We start from the raw sequence: 13,763 nt of genomic DNA on the forward strand, positions 1-13,763 counted from the left end.
AGGCGTCCGCTGACACCGCCGGCTGCCGCCGGGCCCTAAGGTGGCTGAGCCTTGAAAGGATGCCCCGATGGACACCACCACCCACCACGACCTGCCCGACCTCTTTGCGCAGCTCGGCCTGCCCAATTCGACGGATGACATCCAGGTCTTCGTGCTTGAGAACCGGCCGCTGCCGCAGACGCTCAACCTGTCCGAGGCGCCGTTCTGGAACGCCAGCCAGGTGGCCTTCATCCGCGAGCAGTGGCACCAGGACGACGGCGACTGGGTTCACGTCATCGACGAGCTGAACGCGCTGCTGCGCGAGCATCCGGCCACGGAGAACCTGACTCAGGCCGAGCCCGCGAGCCCGGCCGCTGCGGCCGGCACGGGCGCCAGCATGCGGCTGTGAACCGATGAAACAGCCCACCTGGGCGGCACTGCTGGGCCGCAATGCCCAACTGCTGCAGCGCGCCGCGCAGCCGCTGCGTGAGCGGCGCAAACCGCCTGCCGGCGCGGGCAGCTGGCTGATGGGCTCGGTGCTGACCGAGTCCGGCCCGCGCCGCTACTGGCTGTTCCGCCCCGACGGCGTTCGCTTTGGCGAGAAGCTGCCGCTGATGGTGATGCTGCATGGCTGCCACCAGGACCCGAAGAGCTTTGCGCAGAGCACCCGCATGAACGCGGTCGCGGCGCGCGAGCGCTTCCTCGTGCTCTACCCCGAGCAGCCGCGCCTGGCCAATGCGCAGGGCTGCTGGAACTGGTTCGACACACAGTCCGGCCGCGCCTTCAGCGAGGCGGCGTGGATCATGCGGGCCATCGATCAGGTCAGCGTGCTCTACGCGGCGGACCGCAACCGCACCGCCGTGGCGGGCCTCTCGGCCGGTGCCAGCATGGCGGCACTGCTGGCCACGCGCTACCCGCAGCGCTTCAAGGCGCTGGCCATGCACTCCGGCGTGCCGCCCGGCGCGGCGCACTCGACGGTCTCCGCAGTCGGGGCGATGCAGGGCCGGCGCCTGCCACATCCGCTGCATGCTGCGGCCGAGCCCGCCGAGGCCTGGCCGCCGTTGATGGTCATCCACGGTGAGGACGACGGCGTCGTCTCGGCCCGCAATGCCGGCGCGGCGGCGCAGATGTGGTCGCAGGCCGCCGGTGCCCGCGAGGGCGCACCGCTGGCGCAGCAGCGCGGCAAGCGCTATCCGATGACGGTGACCCACTTCAAGCGCTCGCGCGAGCTGGTGGCCACGCTGGTGCAGGTGGGCAGCCTGGGCCATGCCTGGAGTGGCGGTGCGGCGCGCCAGCGCTTCAGCGATGCCAACGGGCCGGATGCCTCGCGCATGGTGTGGCGCTTCGCCGAGAAGCAGTTCGGCGCGCCGGTTCGGACCCGCGGCAGCACCTGACTGCATACCTGGGCCGCCGGGCCCTCAGGGGCTGCGGAGCTCGCCGGTCGTGTCTCCCACGTTGGAACGCAGCAGCTTCACGACGCCTTCAACCAGGGCGGCCGGCTCCAGCGGCTTGGCCAGGTGCATCTCGAAGCCGGCGTCCAGGGCCCGCTGGCGGTCTTCCGCACGGGCGAAGGCGGTGAACGCGGCGGCCGGTGTGTGGCGGCCGGCGGGATGCTCGATCTCGCGGACCAGCCGGATGAAGTCGTAGCCATCGACGAGCGGCATGCCGATGTCGCTCAGGATGGCGTGCGGCCGCCGTTCACGGAAGATCTCCAGCGCCTCCTCGGCGCTGCCCGCCTCGGTCACCTCGGCCCCCGCCACGCGCAGGGCATAGGCCGCCGCGCCGCGACCGTCCGGCTCGTCGTCGACCAGCAGCAGGCTGAACCCGCTCAGGCGGTCGTCGTTCTCGAGCGCCTCGATGCCTTCGAGTGCCGGCTCGGTTTCGGCTGCGTACTGGCGCTGGCGCGCGAGCGCGGGCAGGCACAGCGTGAAGGTCGAGCCTTTGCCCGGCCCGTCGCTGCGGGCCTTCACCTTGCCGCCGTGCAGGTGGGTGAGCTCACGCACGATCGACAGGCCGAGCCCAAGGCCGCCATGGCGGCGGGTCATGGAGGAGTCCTGCTGCTTGAAACGCTCGAAGGCCTGTTCGATGAAGGCCGCCTCCATGCCCTGCCCGTTGTCGTCCACGGCAATCTCCACCGTGTCGGCTTCACGTCGCACCGCGACCTCGATGCGCCCGTCGCGCGGGGTGAACTTCACGGCGTTGTTCAGCAGGTTCAGCACCATCTGCTGCAACCTTGCAGCGTCGGCCATCAACACGCCGGCGTCAGGGTCGGCAACCATCGTCACGGCTATGCGCTTGGCCGTGGCCGCCGGCATGATGGCGTCCACCGCAGCGCGCACGATGACGGCCGGGTCGGTGGGTTGCAGCTCCAGGCGGAGCTGGCCCGATTCGATGCGGCTCACGTCGAGCAGGTCCTCGACCAGCCGGGCCTGCATGCCGGCATTGCGGGCGATCGCGTCGATGGCGTGCTTCAGCGTCTCCGGGTCCGGCACCCGGCGCTGCAGCACCTGCGCCCAGCCCAGGATGGCGCTGAGCGGCGTGCGCAGCTCGTGCGAGACGGTCGCCACGAACTCGTCCTTGGCCCGGCTCGACTGTTCGGCGGCAACCTTTGCCGCCTGCGCATTGCGCAGCGTCTGGTCGCGCTCCGTTTCCACGCGCTTGCGGTCGGTGATGTCCTGGGTCAGCTTGAGATAGCCCAGCAGTTCGCCGCGCGGCCCGCGCAGCGCGGTCAGCACCACCTCGGCCACGAACGGCACGCCGCCCTTGCGCAGGCGGGTGCCTTCGCCCTTGTACTCGCCGGTGTTGGCGGCCACGTCCATCTCGTGCTGCGGCCTCCCTCGCTCGCGGTCTTCCGGCGTGAACAGCTGTGCGAACGGCATGCCGATGGCCTCTTCGGCCGTGTAGCCCTTCATGAGCTGCGCCCCGACGTGCCACGACGAGATGCGGCCGTCCACGCCGACGGTGAAGATGGCGTAGTCGCGCACGCCGCTCACCAGCGCGCGGAACTCTTCCTCGCGCTCGCGCAGCTGGTTCGCCATCTCCCGGATCGCGCGGCGCTGCTCGTCCATCTCGACGCGGTAGGTCAGGTCGCTGTTGATGGCGATGGCGCCGACGATCTCGTTGTCGACGCGGATCGGCGCCGCCGTGCCACGGATCAGCACGTCTTCACCGCTGGGCTTTGTCGCCCAGGTGTCCATCATGGCGGTCTCGCCCTTCAGGGCACGCGCAAAGGGCAGGCGCTCGGGCTCCACCAGCGGGCCGTCTCGTTCGTAGCGCACCCGAAAGCGCTCCCCGAGTTCGCCGATGCGCTGCTGCAGGTCCGCCAGCGACGTCGCGCCCAGCAGCGCCAGACCCTTCGCGTTGCATTCGGTGATGCCTTCGGCATTGCCGACGTACAGCGCGTCGGGAATCGCATCGATGATGGCGCGCAGCTTGGCAGCCTCGCGGTCGGCCTTGGCGCGCTCTTCACGTTCGGCGGCCAGCGCGCGCTGATATTCCTCGCCCGCAAGCCGCAGGCCCGTGCCGTCCTGCATCACCTTGAGGAAGGCGACGACCGTGCCGCCGGTGTCCCGGATCGGCGTGACGCTGCCGTTGCAGTAAAAACGGGAACGATCCCGCTTGAGCATCCAGCGCGAGTCGTCGGCGCGGCCGTCGAGCTCGGCCTGGCGCAACTCCTGAGCCGGCACCCCGGCGGCCACTTCTTCGGGTGTGAACACCACCGTCACCGGCTGCCCGATCCAGTCCGCCTCGTCCCAGCCGAGCACCTCGCGGACGCCTTCGTTCCAAGAGGCGACCCGTCCCTGCCGGTCGATCAGAAACATGGCGTGGTCCCGCACCTGGCGGACAAACACGTCAGCCGGGATCCGCGTCAGGGGGAGAGGTGGCAAGGGCTCTGGCGACTGCATGGGCGCCATGCGGCAAAACATGTGCCCGTGACCTGCCTGCAGGCCGGTGTGGCGGTTTGCCGAGAAGCAGTTCGGTGCGCCGCTGCGATGACGCGGGTGGCTCGCCGCCGTCAGTCCTTGAGCTTGAATGCCAGCTCGGTCACCCACTGTTCCATGTCGGGTTGTTCGGCGGGGTCGGTTTCGTAGATCTCCAGCCGGCAGGCGAAATGATCGCCGTCCGCGCGCTCTTCAACGTCGAGCGGCTGTTCGGTGAGCCGCACCCAGCCGATCAGCAGGGCGGTCACCGCCTCCAGCTTGTCGGGGTGCCCGTGCCAACGCAGCGTGACGAACCTGCCCGCCGGCAGCGTCCTGAACTCCACGTGTTCCGTCGCCGTGCCGTGCCGCTCGACGGCAACGCCGGCCTCCACGTCCAGCGTCTCGGCCATGTTGATGCGGCGGTAGTTGTAGAAGGCCGCGCCGATCGGCTGTATGCCTTGCTCGGCCAACGTCTTGAAGACGATCGGGAAGCCCTCGTCGGCCGGCTTGAGCATCTCCTCCATGCGCACCGTGAAGCGCATGAAGGCATAGGCCTGGGCCGGCCGCTCAATGATCTGGGGCAAGGTCAGCATGGTGTGTTCTCCTCAGTGGATTCAGTCGATCTGGCCGCCGCCGGTGGCATTGGCGACCGTCGCGGTCATGGCCGAAGCCAGGTCGCTGGCCAGCAGCACGGCTGCATCGGCGACCTGCGCCAGCCCGGCGATGCGGCGCAGCGGCGTGGTCTTGGCGTAGTCGCGATGCAGGTCCTCGAAGCTGATGGCGCGTTCGTCGGCCTGCGCCTGCCAGACGTCGCGCACGCCCGGTGCATCGGGGGACCCCGGCGAGCGCACCCAGCAGACCCGCACGCCCGAAGGACCGTGCTCCATGCCCAACTGGCGCAGGAAGTGCTCGACGGCCGCGCAAGCGATGCCGAAGCCGCCAATCGAGGGTGACGGCCAGCGCGCCACGTTCGCGGTGATGCCGACGATGGCGCCGCCGCCGTGTTGACCCATGTGGCGGGCCATGAGGGTGCCGGTGTGAAACCAGCTGAGCATCGACAAGCGGACCGGCTCGAACACGGCCTCAAAGCCCATGTCCGCCATGGGCGAGCCCTGCGTGTCCGCCCAGGACACCCCGTTGAACATGAGCCGCACCGGCCCTGCGGCGGCAACCACGGCGTCGAGATGGGCCTGGATAGCCACGGGGTTCGTCGCATCGACCATCGTCACCTCGGCCCGGCCACCGCCCGCCGCAATCTCTGCGGCGACCCGTTCCAGTGGGCCCCGGTTGCGCGCGGCCAGATAGACCCGCGCCCCTTCGCGCGCATAGGCCCTCGCCACCGCGCCACCGACGGCGCCACTGCCGCCGTACACGACGGCCACCTTGTCCTGGAGCAACATCAAGCACCTCCCTGCACACATCCGACGACGAGCGACGGTCGCCGGTTTCGACACGGGCAGTGGAAAAATTTCCGCAGGTGCTGTGTTGTCGGCGGCAGGACTGCGCCCCTGGCAGGTCGGCGCTGGGCGCGCATGACCGTCGGCTGCGCTTGGGGGCGCGCCTGGACGAGGCTCTATTTCACCGCGTTGATCTTCTCGATCAGCGCCCGATGGCTCGGCAGGTCGACCAGCGCCCGGTCGGCAAAGCGCTGGATCTTGGCGAACAGCTTGTCGGCCTCGGCCACCTGCGTGAAGTCCTCGCGGCCGGCGCTGAGGTCGGTGCTGAAGCCCATGCCGTACAGGATGTACTGGTAGTTGAAGAAGGCGAAGGTCTCGGTGTCCAGCACGAAGTCGAAGCGGCCCGGCGGGCGCAGCTGCCACTGCTCCAGCAGCTCGGCCAGGCGCTCGGGGATGGTGGCCGGGTCGGCGTTGTCGCGCCAGAACGGCTCTTCACGTTTGCTCAGGCAGTAGTGCAGCTTCAGGAAGGCGACGATGTTGTCGAAGCGCGCCACCATCAGCTCGTTGAAGCGCCGCGCCGGCGCCTCCATCGAACCGCTGTGCGGCAGCATCTCGGCAATCATGCCCACGGCCGCTTCGATGAGTACGAGGCCGGTCGATTCCAGCGGTTCCAGGAAGCCGGCGGACAGGCCCACGGCGACGCAGTTCTTCACCCACTGCTGCTCGCGGTAGCCGGGCGCGAAGGGGATGCTGCGCATGGCGACGTCTTCAGTGCCGCAGTAGGTACGCAGCACCTCGGCGGCGCGCTCGTCGCTCATGTGGCTGCTGCTGTAGACACAGCCGATGCCACGCGAGCCGTTCAGGCCGATCTCCCACAGCCAGCCGGCCTCGTGCGCGGTGGCGATGGTGCAGCTCTCCATCGGCGCGTCGGGCGCATCGACCGGCAGCTTGCAGGCCAGCGCCCGGTCGGCAAACAGCTGGCCGCGGCAGGACTTGAACGGGCTGCCCAGGGCCTTGCCGATCAGCTCGGCGCGAAAGCCCGAGCAGTCGATGTAGAGATCCGCCTCGAAGCGGCCCTGGGGCGTGTTCAGGTGGGCGATGGCACCGCGCGCGTCGAGCGCCACGTCGGTCACCGTGCCCTGCACATGCTTCACGCCCAGCTCGCGGGCGCGGTCGGCCAGCAGGCGGGCCAGCTTGATGGCATCGAAGTGGTAGGCGTAGTTCAGCGGTGCCGCGTAGGGCGCCTCGCCCACGCGCTTGGGCGCGCGCTGGCCCTCGGCCACCTTGTATTGCAGCGTCATCGCCTGCGCGAAGGGCGGGCGCCTGGCCTCGTCCTGCAGCAGCCAGTAGGGCACGAGGTTGATGCCCTCGGCGTAGAACGGTGCCTCGAAGGGGTGAAAAAACTGCTGGTGTCGGCCGGCGGTGGGCGTCTCGGCCCAGTCGACGAAGCGGATGCCCTGCTTCATCGTCGCCGAGGTCTCGCGGATGAAGCTGGACTCGGCGATGCCCAGGAACTGCAGCGTGCTGCGGATGGTGGGGAAGGTGCCTTCGCCCACGCCGACGCTGCTGATGTCGGGCGACTCCAGCACGGTCACCTCGAGGTGGGCGCGCTCGGCCAGGCGCAGGGCCTTGGCCAGGTAGGCGGCCGTCAGCCAGCCGGCAGTGCCGCCGCCGACGATGAGGATGCGTCTCTTGTTTGACATGTCAGTTCTTCAGGCTTTCGGGCCGAGCGCCGGGCCGCTCCCAAGCCGGCCCGTCGTGGCGATGTGCTTGCCGGTCGACCCGGCAAGCATCGCCGTCCCCTCGGGGGACCGGCCAAGGTACGCCTTGGACGAGGGGCTTCATTTCTATGCGCGTACGTAGAGATTCTTCAGCCACTGGTGGCCGGTCTGGGTGCCGTGGGCCCAGTCCTCGTCCTCGTCGCTGGGCTCGGCCACATAGCCGGACGGGTTGAGCAGCTTCACGCGGCCGGCGCGGAAGGCCGACACGCGGTGGGTCACGAAGGTCAGGCCGTGTTCCAGCGCCGTGGCGGCCAGCAGGCCGTCGCGCGTGTTGGCGTAGGGCAGCTGCGCGCGGCGGCGCACGACAGCCGCGTCCACCGCCAGCACGCGGCCCTCGAAGGCCGGGGTGACGCGCTCGTCGATCCACTCCCGCACCACCAGCCCCGCCGCGCGGTCCTTGCGGCCCAGGCGGGCGGCGGCGTTCTCGATCTCCAGCAGGTTCAGCGCCGAGATGAAAAGCTTCTGCCGCGGAATGCCGGCCGCCCAGGCCATCAGCCCGGCGTCAGCGGGGCCGGCCTTGGCCTTGCGGAGTTCGAGCACGATGCCGGTGTCGAGGAGGAACATCAGTCAATGGCCTCGCGGTGGTCCCAGGCGCCGTCGGATGCTGCGTCGGCGGCGTCGATGGCCACCACCTCGGGCATGGCCAGCATCTCCAGGATGCTTTCGCCCTCGCCGGTCAGGCGGCGGTATTCGCCGATGCTCATCAGCACATGGGTGGGCTGGCCGCGGTCGGTGATGACCACCGGCTCGGCCTGCGCGGCGCGCTTGGCGATGCTGACATCGCGGTTGAACTCGCGGCTGGAGAGGAGCTTCATCGTGGAGGCGTAATGTACCTACGTACCTTCGTCGCCACAATCGGTGAGTAGGTACATAGGTTCGTGTCTGCTCGACCCAATGGACATCGAAATGCCCGCTGGCACAGTGCGTTGCAGCAGGTCGTGTCAGCGCGATTCAGCTGGAGACAACGTTGTCGTCGCGCGCTTCGGGCGGCTGGCGTACGGCAGAACCGTAAAAAACCAAAAAAGGCAGTTCATGGATTTCAACTTGATGGCCATCCTCGGCGACGTGTTCGCCAAGCATGGCGCGGCGGCTCCCACAGCCGCGCAGACGTACGCGCCGGGCGACTTCAGCATCCACTTCTTCCTGCAGCTCGCCCTCATCATGCTGGCCTGCCGCGTCGTCGGCTGGGCCGGCCGCAAGTTCCTGGGCCAGCCCCAGGTCGTCGGCGAAATGATCGCCGGCGTCATCCTCGGCCCGTCGCTGCTGGGGCTGTTCTTCCCCGACATCCAGGCCGCCATCTTCCCCAAGGAGATGAAGAACGTGCTGTACACCGGCGCCCAGCTCGGCGTGGGCCTGTACATGTTCCTGGTCGGCACCACGCTGCGGCTGGACCACTTCGCCACCAAAGCCAGGAGCGCCATCGGCGTGTCGGTCTCGGGCATCGCAGCGCCCTTCTTCATCGCCTTCCTGATCACGCCGCTGCTGCTGACCGTGCCGGGCCTGTTTGCGGAGGGCATCTCGGTGGCCAACGCGACGCTCTTCATGGGCGCCTGCATCGCGCTGACCGCCTTCCCCATGTTGGCCCGCATCATCAACGAGCAGGGCCTGGCCCATACCTCGCTGGGCACGCTCGCTTTGACCGCTGGCGCCTTCGACGACGCAGTGTCCTGGTGCGTTCTCGCGCTGGTGCTGGCGGCCTTCGGCGCGGGCCCCGGCGTGGCCGTGCTGGCCATCGGCGGCGGCGTCATCTGGGCGGCCTTCGTCATGCTGTTCGGCACGAAGCTGCTGGCGCCGCTGGGCCGCATGGTCGAGCGCGACGGCCACATGAGCCACACCGTGCTCGGCATCACGCTGATTGCTTTTTGCGTCTCCGCCTTCGTCATGGACGCCGTCGGCATCCACGCCATCTTCGGCGGCTTCATCCTCGGCGCCGTCATGCCGCGCGGCCTGTTCGCCGCCGAGCTGAAGAAGAAGGTCGAGCCGCTCACGGTCATCCTGCTGCTGCCGATGTTCTTCACCTACTCGGGCCTGAACACGCGCCTGGACATGATCAATTCCGTCGACCTGCTGCTGATCGCCCTGGGCGTGCTCGCGGCCTCGGTGCTGGCCAAGTTCGGCGCCTGCTACGTGGCGGCCCGCCTGGCCGGTGAAGACAACCGCACCGCCCTGGGCATCGGCGCGCTGATGAACTCCCGCGGCCTGATGGAACTCATCATCATCAACATCGGCCTGCAGAAGGGCATCATCGGCCCGGCCCTGTTCTCGATGCTGGTGCTGATGGCGGTGGTGACCACCATGATGGCCACGCCGCTGTTCGAGCTGTTCTATGGCCGCAAGGCGCGCGAGTCGGGCGAGCTGGGAGCCGTGCCGGACGGTCGCACGGCCGGCGCACCGGCAGGCAGCTCGGCCTGACGGGCCGGTCCGGAACCTGCTTTGTCAGCGGCCAGGCGGTTACGCACCGACCTGGCACCGGCTACCGAGGAGACCCATGAACGAGCTTGCCCCCAGCGCCATCGCGCGGGCGCCCGAGGCCGCGCCTACGGGCAGGCGCACCGATGCCGTGCCGAGCACCATGACGGCGCCCGGCTACACGCTGCGTTTCGGTGCCATCGCCTGCTTCGGGGTTTGCCTCGCCATCGGCGTGCTGGCCTTCAGCTCCTTCAACCTCGGCCTGCTGCTGGCGCTGGGCTCGTTCGGCTCCACGGCGGTGATGATGTTCACCTTCCCGGAGCTGCACTTCTCGCAGCCCCGCAGCGTTGTGGGCGGTCATTTCATCTGCTCTGCCGTGGGCCTCGCGGCGCTGGCGCTGTTCGGCCAGGCCTGGTGGGCCCTGGCCCTGGCGGCGGGGGTGGCTTGCGCTTTGATGATGCTCACGCGCTGCATGCACCCGCCTGCCGGCTCCAACCCCGTCATCGTCTTCCTGGTCGCGCCCAAGCTCAGCTTCCTGTTCTTCCCGACGCTGTTCGGTGCGCTGGCGATGGTGGCGGTGGCGGTGCTGTACCACCGGGCCTGCCGGCGGGTGTATCCGCTGTATTGGTACTAGCCGCCCTGCCGCTCAAGCCTTCACTTCGACCACCTGCTCAAAGCCGCCAAAGATCATGCGTTTGCCGTCGAAGGGCATGGGCGGGTTGCCGGGCGTGGACGGGTCCATGCGCGGGTCTTCCATCATTTTCTTCATGCCGGCGTCGCGCGTCGCCTTGTCGGGCCATTCGACCCACGAAAAGGCCACCGTCTCCTCGGCCGTGGCCTGGACTGCGCGGCGGAAGTCGGTGACCTTGCCGTCGGGGACGTCGTCGCCCCAACCTTCGATCACGCGGATCGCACCCAGCTCGATGAACATCGCGTCGAAATGGCGCGCGTGGTCAATGAACTTCTGCTTGTTGGCGGTGGGGACCGCGATCACGAAACCATCGATGTAGGACATGTCTTCTCTCCTGTTAAGTTGATCGGACGGGCGCACCTGTCAGGGCACCTCCGCACCCTGTCGACGAACGACGGGAGGCCAAATCGACATGGCGTGCCTGGCAGGCCCGCAACTGACTCAGGACACGAGCGCGAAGGTGACGTAGCCGTCACCCTCCTCGGCCAGGTGCTTGATGCCCGACGTGCTGGCACTGATCGCAATGAACCGGAGCTGCCGTTGGACTTCCTTGGCGTGCTTCGCAAGTTCGAGAGCGGCGGCTAGCCTTTCGCTCGCATGAGGGGCGAGATCGGTGTACTGGAGCTCCAGGTTCGCTCCGGCGGTCATGAGCGATTTCAGGAACGCGGGTTGGAGCGTGTTGCTGTGCATGTGATGTCTCCTTGGGGCGGGGGCAGCATAGTCCTGCACAGACATCACATGGCAGCGCCCCTCGGCGCTCGCGTCAGTTCGACGGCGGCACGCCGTCGTCGGGCTCACGCGCCAGGTCTGCACTCAGCTCGCCGGTCCCGGCATGACGCCGGTCGCGGGCGTGGGCCTTGCCGAGCGCTGAGTCGAGGGCCTTGGTCAACTTGCCGGCCGCCCCCTCGATGGCGAAGTGCAGGCTTTCGGCCTGGTGGCTGACGGCGATGTTCTTCAAGCCCGCCACGCGCGCCTCGAGCAGGCAGCGCATGTCGGCGGCGCCCGACTTCTCGCTGCCATTGACGTCGCCCAGATGGGCTTCGACGTGTGTCACCTGGCCCACGAAGCGGTGGACGGCGTCGCGGATGACGCCCTCGACATGCTCGATCAGCTTCTCGCGGCCTTCGACATGGTTGTCGGTCTCGACGTGCACTTGCATGGCATTCCTTTTTCAGCGCACGGACATCGCACGGCAGAGGTGAGGGGCAATCATCGTGCCATCAAGGAGGCTGCAGGCCGATGGCCGCCCACAGCACCATCGCCGCCGCCCTGTCGTCCCGACCGCGCAGCATCGGCCGCTGAAGATAGAAGTCCAGCGTCGGCCCGGCCGGCGTGCCGGCGCAGACGTCGCTGAAGCCGCCGTCCGCATCAATGCGGCTTTGCACGCCGGTCCAGGCGCGGACGATGGCGGCATCGACCTCACCTGGGGGCAGCCAGCCCTGGCGGCGCGCGGTGGCCAGCGCGGTCAGGGTCATGGCCGTGACGGTCAGCTCGCCGGTGGACTGCGGGTGGTCCAGCACCTGGCGCCACAGGCCGTCCGCGCCTTGCAGCGGCAGCAGGGCTTGCAGCTGCTTTTGCAGCCGTGCGAGCAACCGGGCGCCGTCGGCCGATGCGGATGGCACCGGCCCGGCCAGCGCCGACGCGAGCGCCAACGAGGCGAAGCTGTTGCCGCGACCCCAGGCGACGGGCGAGCCCTCGGCATGGTCGAACAGGCCGTCGGATCGTTGCAGGCGCGCGCACAGGTCCAGCAGCGACGCGCCCAGCGCTTCGACGGCACGCGGCTGCTCGGCGGCGGGCAGCAGCGGCATTGCGCGGTCGAACAGCAGCGCGGGCATGAAGAGGTCGTCGGTCCAGGCGCGCAGGCCGGCGAGGCGCGGGCCTTGCGGCGTGTCGACTATTGAACTGCGCAGGGCCTGGCGTGCCAGTTCGCCAGCGGCCTCATCACCATCGAAGCGCGCGGCCTCGGCAAAGCTCGCATAGCCGGCGCGCGCGGGCCAGTCGGTGGGCGGCGTGGGCGTGACGGCCTGGCGCAGCGCGGCCAGGGCCTGCTGGCTGCGCGGTGGCAACGCGCGGGCCAGCCGGCGTTGCGCGGACCAGATCAGCGTCGTGATGTAGCTCAGCGGCGCATGGGTGGGGTAGCGCTCGGCAATGAGACGAGCGACCTGGGGCGTCGAGCCGTGGGCAAGGGCGGGCAGCATCACGGTGGCCAGCAGCTCGCGTCGCCTCATGCGCCCAGGCCCAGAAACGTCAGCGCAAAACCGAGGGCGGCGCACAGCGCCAGCAGCCGCAGCACGCCGAGCTTGAAGCGGAACAGCGCGATGCCGGCCGCCACGGCGATCACCGCCGAGACCCAGTCGAAGCGCCCGCCCCAACCCTGCGGCCACAGCACATGCCAGGCGAAGAACATGGCCAGGTTGAGGATGACCCCGACGACGGCGGCCGTGATGGCCGTCAGCGGTGCGGTGAACTTCAGCTTGCCGTGGGTGGACTCGATCAGCGGCCCGCCGGCCAGGATGAAGACGAAGGATGGCAGGAAGGTGAAGAAGGTGACCACCGTCGCGGCGGCCGCGCCGGCCAGGAAGAGGGCGTCGGGCCCGAACAGCTGCTTCACCCAGCCGCCGACGAAGCCGACGAAGGCCACCACCATGATGAGCGGGCCGGGCGTCGTCTCGCCCAGGGCCAGGCCGTCGATCATCTGCGTGCCGCTCAGCCACTGGTGCTGCTCCACGGCGCCCTGGTAGACGTAGGGCAGCACCGCGTAGGCGCCGCCAAAGGTCAGCAGCGCAGCCTTGGTGAAGAACCAGCCCATCTGCGTCAGCGCACCGTGCAGGCCGTGGGTTAGCACGAGTGCAGCCATGGCGACGGCCCAGAGCCCCAGGCCGATGGCGAGCACGCGCGCCAGCCGGCTGCCGGCGAACAGCGCGTGGGGCGGCGTGGGCGTGTCGTCGTCGATGAGGGCGGGGCCGTAGCTCTGCTGCTTGCTGCCATGGCCGCCGCCCGTGGCGAAGACCTGGGGCGCATGCCTTCCGCCGAAATGGCCGATGGCCGCCGCGCCGAGCACGATGAGGGGGAAGGGCGCGTCCAGCGCAAAGATGGCGACAAACGCGGCCGCCGCGATGCCCCACAGCCAGCCGTTCTTCAGCGCCCGCGTGCCGATGCGGTGGGCCGCGTGGACGACCAGCGCCGTCACCGCCGGCTTCAGGCCGTAGAACAGGCCGGCCACCAGCGGCAGCGTGCCCCAGGCGAGGTAGACCCAGGACAGCGCGATGAGGATGAACAGCGACGGCAGCACGAACAGCGCGCCGGCCACCAGCCCGCCGCGTGTGCGGTGCATCAGCCAGCCGATGTAGGTGGCGAGCTGCTGGGCCTCGGGGCCGGGCAGCAGCATGCAGTAGTTGAGCGCGTGCAGGAAGCGCTTCTCGCTGATCCAGCGGCGCCGCTCCACCAGCTCGGTGTGCATGATGGCGATCTGCCCGGCCGGCCCGCCAAAGCTGATGAAGCCGAGCTTGAGCCAGAAGCGCAAGGCTTCCCAGAAGCCGACGGGCTGCGGCCTCGGTGTGAGGATGTCGTTGTTCAACTTCGGTCC

At 69.1% G+C, this 13,763-nt stretch carries 15 protein-coding genes; 4 read left to right on the forward strand and 11 right to left on the reverse strand.

All coding sequences use genetic code 11. The features are described from left to right. Positions 1 to 67: 67 nt before the first annotated feature. Complete coding sequence (locus tag AC0IZJ_RS22845; protein ID WP_471853866.1) at positions 68 to 388, forward strand: DUF2789 family protein; 321 nt, start codon at positions 68 to 70, stop codon at positions 386 to 388. 4 nt (positions 389 to 392) lie between these two features. Next, positions 393 to 1,373, forward strand: coding sequence for an extracellular catalytic domain type 1 short-chain-length polyhydroxyalkanoate depolymerase (locus AC0IZJ_RS22850; protein ID WP_471853867.1), 981 nt, complete (start codon positions 393 to 395; stop codon positions 1,371 to 1,373). Positions 1,374 to 1,397: 24 nt separating this feature from the next. Here AC0IZJ_RS22850 and AC0IZJ_RS22855 read toward each other — a convergent pair whose 3' ends face one another. The 6 genes from AC0IZJ_RS22855 to AC0IZJ_RS22880 form a co-directional block, all read right to left on the reverse strand. Next, positions 1,398 to 3,800 carry a hybrid sensor histidine kinase/response regulator gene (locus AC0IZJ_RS22855; RefSeq protein ID WP_471853868.1) on the reverse strand — a complete coding sequence of 801 codons (2,403 nt, stop codon included), beginning with the start codon at positions 3,798 to 3,800 and terminating at the stop codon, positions 1,398 to 1,400. A gap of 194 nt (positions 3,801 to 3,994) precedes the next feature. Then, complete coding sequence (locus AC0IZJ_RS22860) at positions 3,995 to 4,492, reverse strand: GyrI-like domain-containing protein (RefSeq protein WP_471853869.1); 498 nt, start codon at positions 4,490 to 4,492, stop codon at positions 3,995 to 3,997. 21 nt (positions 4,493 to 4,513) lie between these two features. Continuing rightward, positions 4,514 to 5,299, reverse strand: a complete 786-nt coding sequence (locus AC0IZJ_RS22865; RefSeq protein ID WP_471853870.1) for an SDR family NAD(P)-dependent oxidoreductase — start codon at positions 5,297 to 5,299, stop codon at positions 4,514 to 4,516. 173 nt (positions 5,300 to 5,472) lie between these two features. After that, the gene (locus AC0IZJ_RS22870) at positions 5,473 to 6,999 is read right to left on the reverse strand and encodes a tryptophan halogenase family protein (protein ID WP_471853871.1); all 1,527 of its coding nucleotides are present in this window, start codon (positions 6,997 to 6,999) and stop codon (positions 5,473 to 5,475) included. A gap of 144 nt (positions 7,000 to 7,143) precedes the next feature. Continuing rightward, entirely contained in the window at positions 7,144 to 7,641 is a 498-nt protein-coding gene (locus tag AC0IZJ_RS22875) for a PIN domain-containing protein (protein WP_471853872.1), read from the reverse strand. After that, positions 7,641 to 7,892 carry a type II toxin-antitoxin system Phd/YefM family antitoxin gene (locus AC0IZJ_RS22880; protein WP_471853873.1) on the reverse strand — a complete coding sequence of 84 codons (252 nt, stop codon included), beginning with the start codon at positions 7,890 to 7,892 and terminating at the stop codon, positions 7,641 to 7,643. Before AC0IZJ_RS22880 ends, AC0IZJ_RS22875 begins: the two co-directional genes overlap by 1 nt. A gap of 217 nt (positions 7,893 to 8,109) precedes the next feature. Here AC0IZJ_RS22880 and AC0IZJ_RS22885 point away from each other — a divergent pair, with 217 nt between their 5' ends. Together AC0IZJ_RS22885 and AC0IZJ_RS22890 are read left to right on the forward strand one after the other, a co-directional pair. Continuing rightward, positions 8,110 to 9,489, forward strand: coding sequence for a cation:proton antiporter (locus AC0IZJ_RS22885; RefSeq protein WP_471853874.1), 1,380 nt, complete (start codon positions 8,110 to 8,112; stop codon positions 9,487 to 9,489). Positions 9,490 to 9,565: 76 nt separating this feature from the next. Continuing rightward, the gene (locus tag AC0IZJ_RS22890; RefSeq protein WP_471853875.1) at positions 9,566 to 10,120 is read left to right on the forward strand and encodes an HPP family protein; all 555 of its coding nucleotides are present in this window, start codon (positions 9,566 to 9,568) and stop codon (positions 10,118 to 10,120) included. A 12-nt stretch (positions 10,121 to 10,132) separates the two neighbouring features. Here the strand turns inward: AC0IZJ_RS22890 and AC0IZJ_RS22895 are convergent, their stop codons facing one another. The 5 genes from AC0IZJ_RS22895 to chrA all read right to left on the reverse strand — a co-directional run bounded on the left by AC0IZJ_RS22895 (position 10,133) and on the right by chrA (position 13,754). Further along, positions 10,133 to 10,501, reverse strand: a complete 369-nt coding sequence (locus tag AC0IZJ_RS22895) for a DUF1428 domain-containing protein (RefSeq protein ID WP_471853876.1) — start codon at positions 10,499 to 10,501, stop codon at positions 10,133 to 10,135. Positions 10,502 to 10,618: 117 nt separating this feature from the next. Continuing rightward, entirely contained in the window at positions 10,619 to 10,867 is a 249-nt protein-coding gene (locus tag AC0IZJ_RS22900; RefSeq protein WP_471853877.1) for a hypothetical protein, read from the reverse strand. Positions 10,868 to 10,940: 73 nt separating this feature from the next. Further along, the gene (locus AC0IZJ_RS22905; protein ID WP_471853878.1) at positions 10,941 to 11,336 is read right to left on the reverse strand and encodes a ribosomal subunit interface protein; all 396 of its coding nucleotides are present in this window, start codon (positions 11,334 to 11,336) and stop codon (positions 10,941 to 10,943) included. Positions 11,337 to 11,397: 61 nt separating this feature from the next. Next, on the reverse strand, positions 11,398 to 12,405 hold the full coding sequence (locus AC0IZJ_RS22910) for a glycoside hydrolase family 88 protein (RefSeq protein ID WP_471853879.1): 1,008 nt from the start codon (positions 12,403 to 12,405) through the stop codon (positions 11,398 to 11,400). Continuing rightward, complete coding sequence (gene chrA, locus AC0IZJ_RS22915; protein ID WP_471853880.1) at positions 12,402 to 13,754, reverse strand: chromate efflux transporter; 1,353 nt, start codon at positions 13,752 to 13,754, stop codon at positions 12,402 to 12,404. Before chrA ends, AC0IZJ_RS22910 begins: the two co-directional genes overlap by 4 nt. Positions 13,755 to 13,763: the final 9 nt, after the last annotated feature.

This window comes from Roseateles sp. AC306 (genome assembly GCF_979253795.1).

Coding starts and splice junctions, on each gene's coding strand:
- AC0IZJ_RS22855 (WP_471853868.1), bottom strand. CDS start 3,800: ATGTTTCTGATCGACCGGCAGGGACGGGTCGCCTCTTGGAACGAAGGC.
- AC0IZJ_RS22890 (WP_471853875.1), top strand. CDS start 9,566: ATGAACGAGCTTGCCCCCAGCGCCATCGCGCGGGCGCCCGAGGCCGCG.
- AC0IZJ_RS22860 (WP_471853869.1), bottom strand. CDS start 4,492: ATGCTGACCTTGCCCCAGATCATTGAGCGGCCGGCCCAGGCCTATGCC.
- AC0IZJ_RS22910 (WP_471853879.1), bottom strand. CDS start 12,405: ATGAGGCGACGCGAGCTGCTGGCCACCGTGATGCTGCCCGCCCTTGCC.
- AC0IZJ_RS22870 (WP_471853871.1), bottom strand. CDS start 6,999: ATGTCAAACAAGAGACGCATCCTCATCGTCGGCGGCGGCACTGCCGGC.
- AC0IZJ_RS22900 (WP_471853877.1), bottom strand. CDS start 10,867: ATGCACAGCAACACGCTCCAACCCGCGTTCCTGAAATCGCTCATGACC.
- AC0IZJ_RS22885 (WP_471853874.1), top strand. CDS start 8,110: ATGGATTTCAACTTGATGGCCATCCTCGGCGACGTGTTCGCCAAGCAT.
- AC0IZJ_RS22905 (WP_471853878.1), bottom strand. CDS start 11,336: ATGCAAGTGCACGTCGAGACCGACAACCATGTCGAAGGCCGCGAGAAG.
- AC0IZJ_RS22880 (WP_471853873.1), bottom strand. CDS start 7,892: ATGAAGCTCCTCTCCAGCCGCGAGTTCAACCGCGATGTCAGCATCGCC.
- AC0IZJ_RS22895 (WP_471853876.1), bottom strand. CDS start 10,501: ATGTCCTACATCGATGGTTTCGTGATCGCGGTCCCCACCGCCAACAAG.
- AC0IZJ_RS22865 (WP_471853870.1), bottom strand. CDS start 5,299: ATGTTGCTCCAGGACAAGGTGGCCGTCGTGTACGGCGGCAGTGGCGCC.
- AC0IZJ_RS22850 (WP_471853867.1), top strand. CDS start 393: ATGAAACAGCCCACCTGGGCGGCACTGCTGGGCCGCAATGCCCAACTG.
- AC0IZJ_RS22845 (WP_471853866.1), top strand. CDS start 68: ATGGACACCACCACCCACCACGACCTGCCCGACCTCTTTGCGCAGCTC.
- AC0IZJ_RS22875 (WP_471853872.1), bottom strand. CDS start 7,641: ATGTTCCTCCTCGACACCGGCATCGTGCTCGAACTCCGCAAGGCCAAG.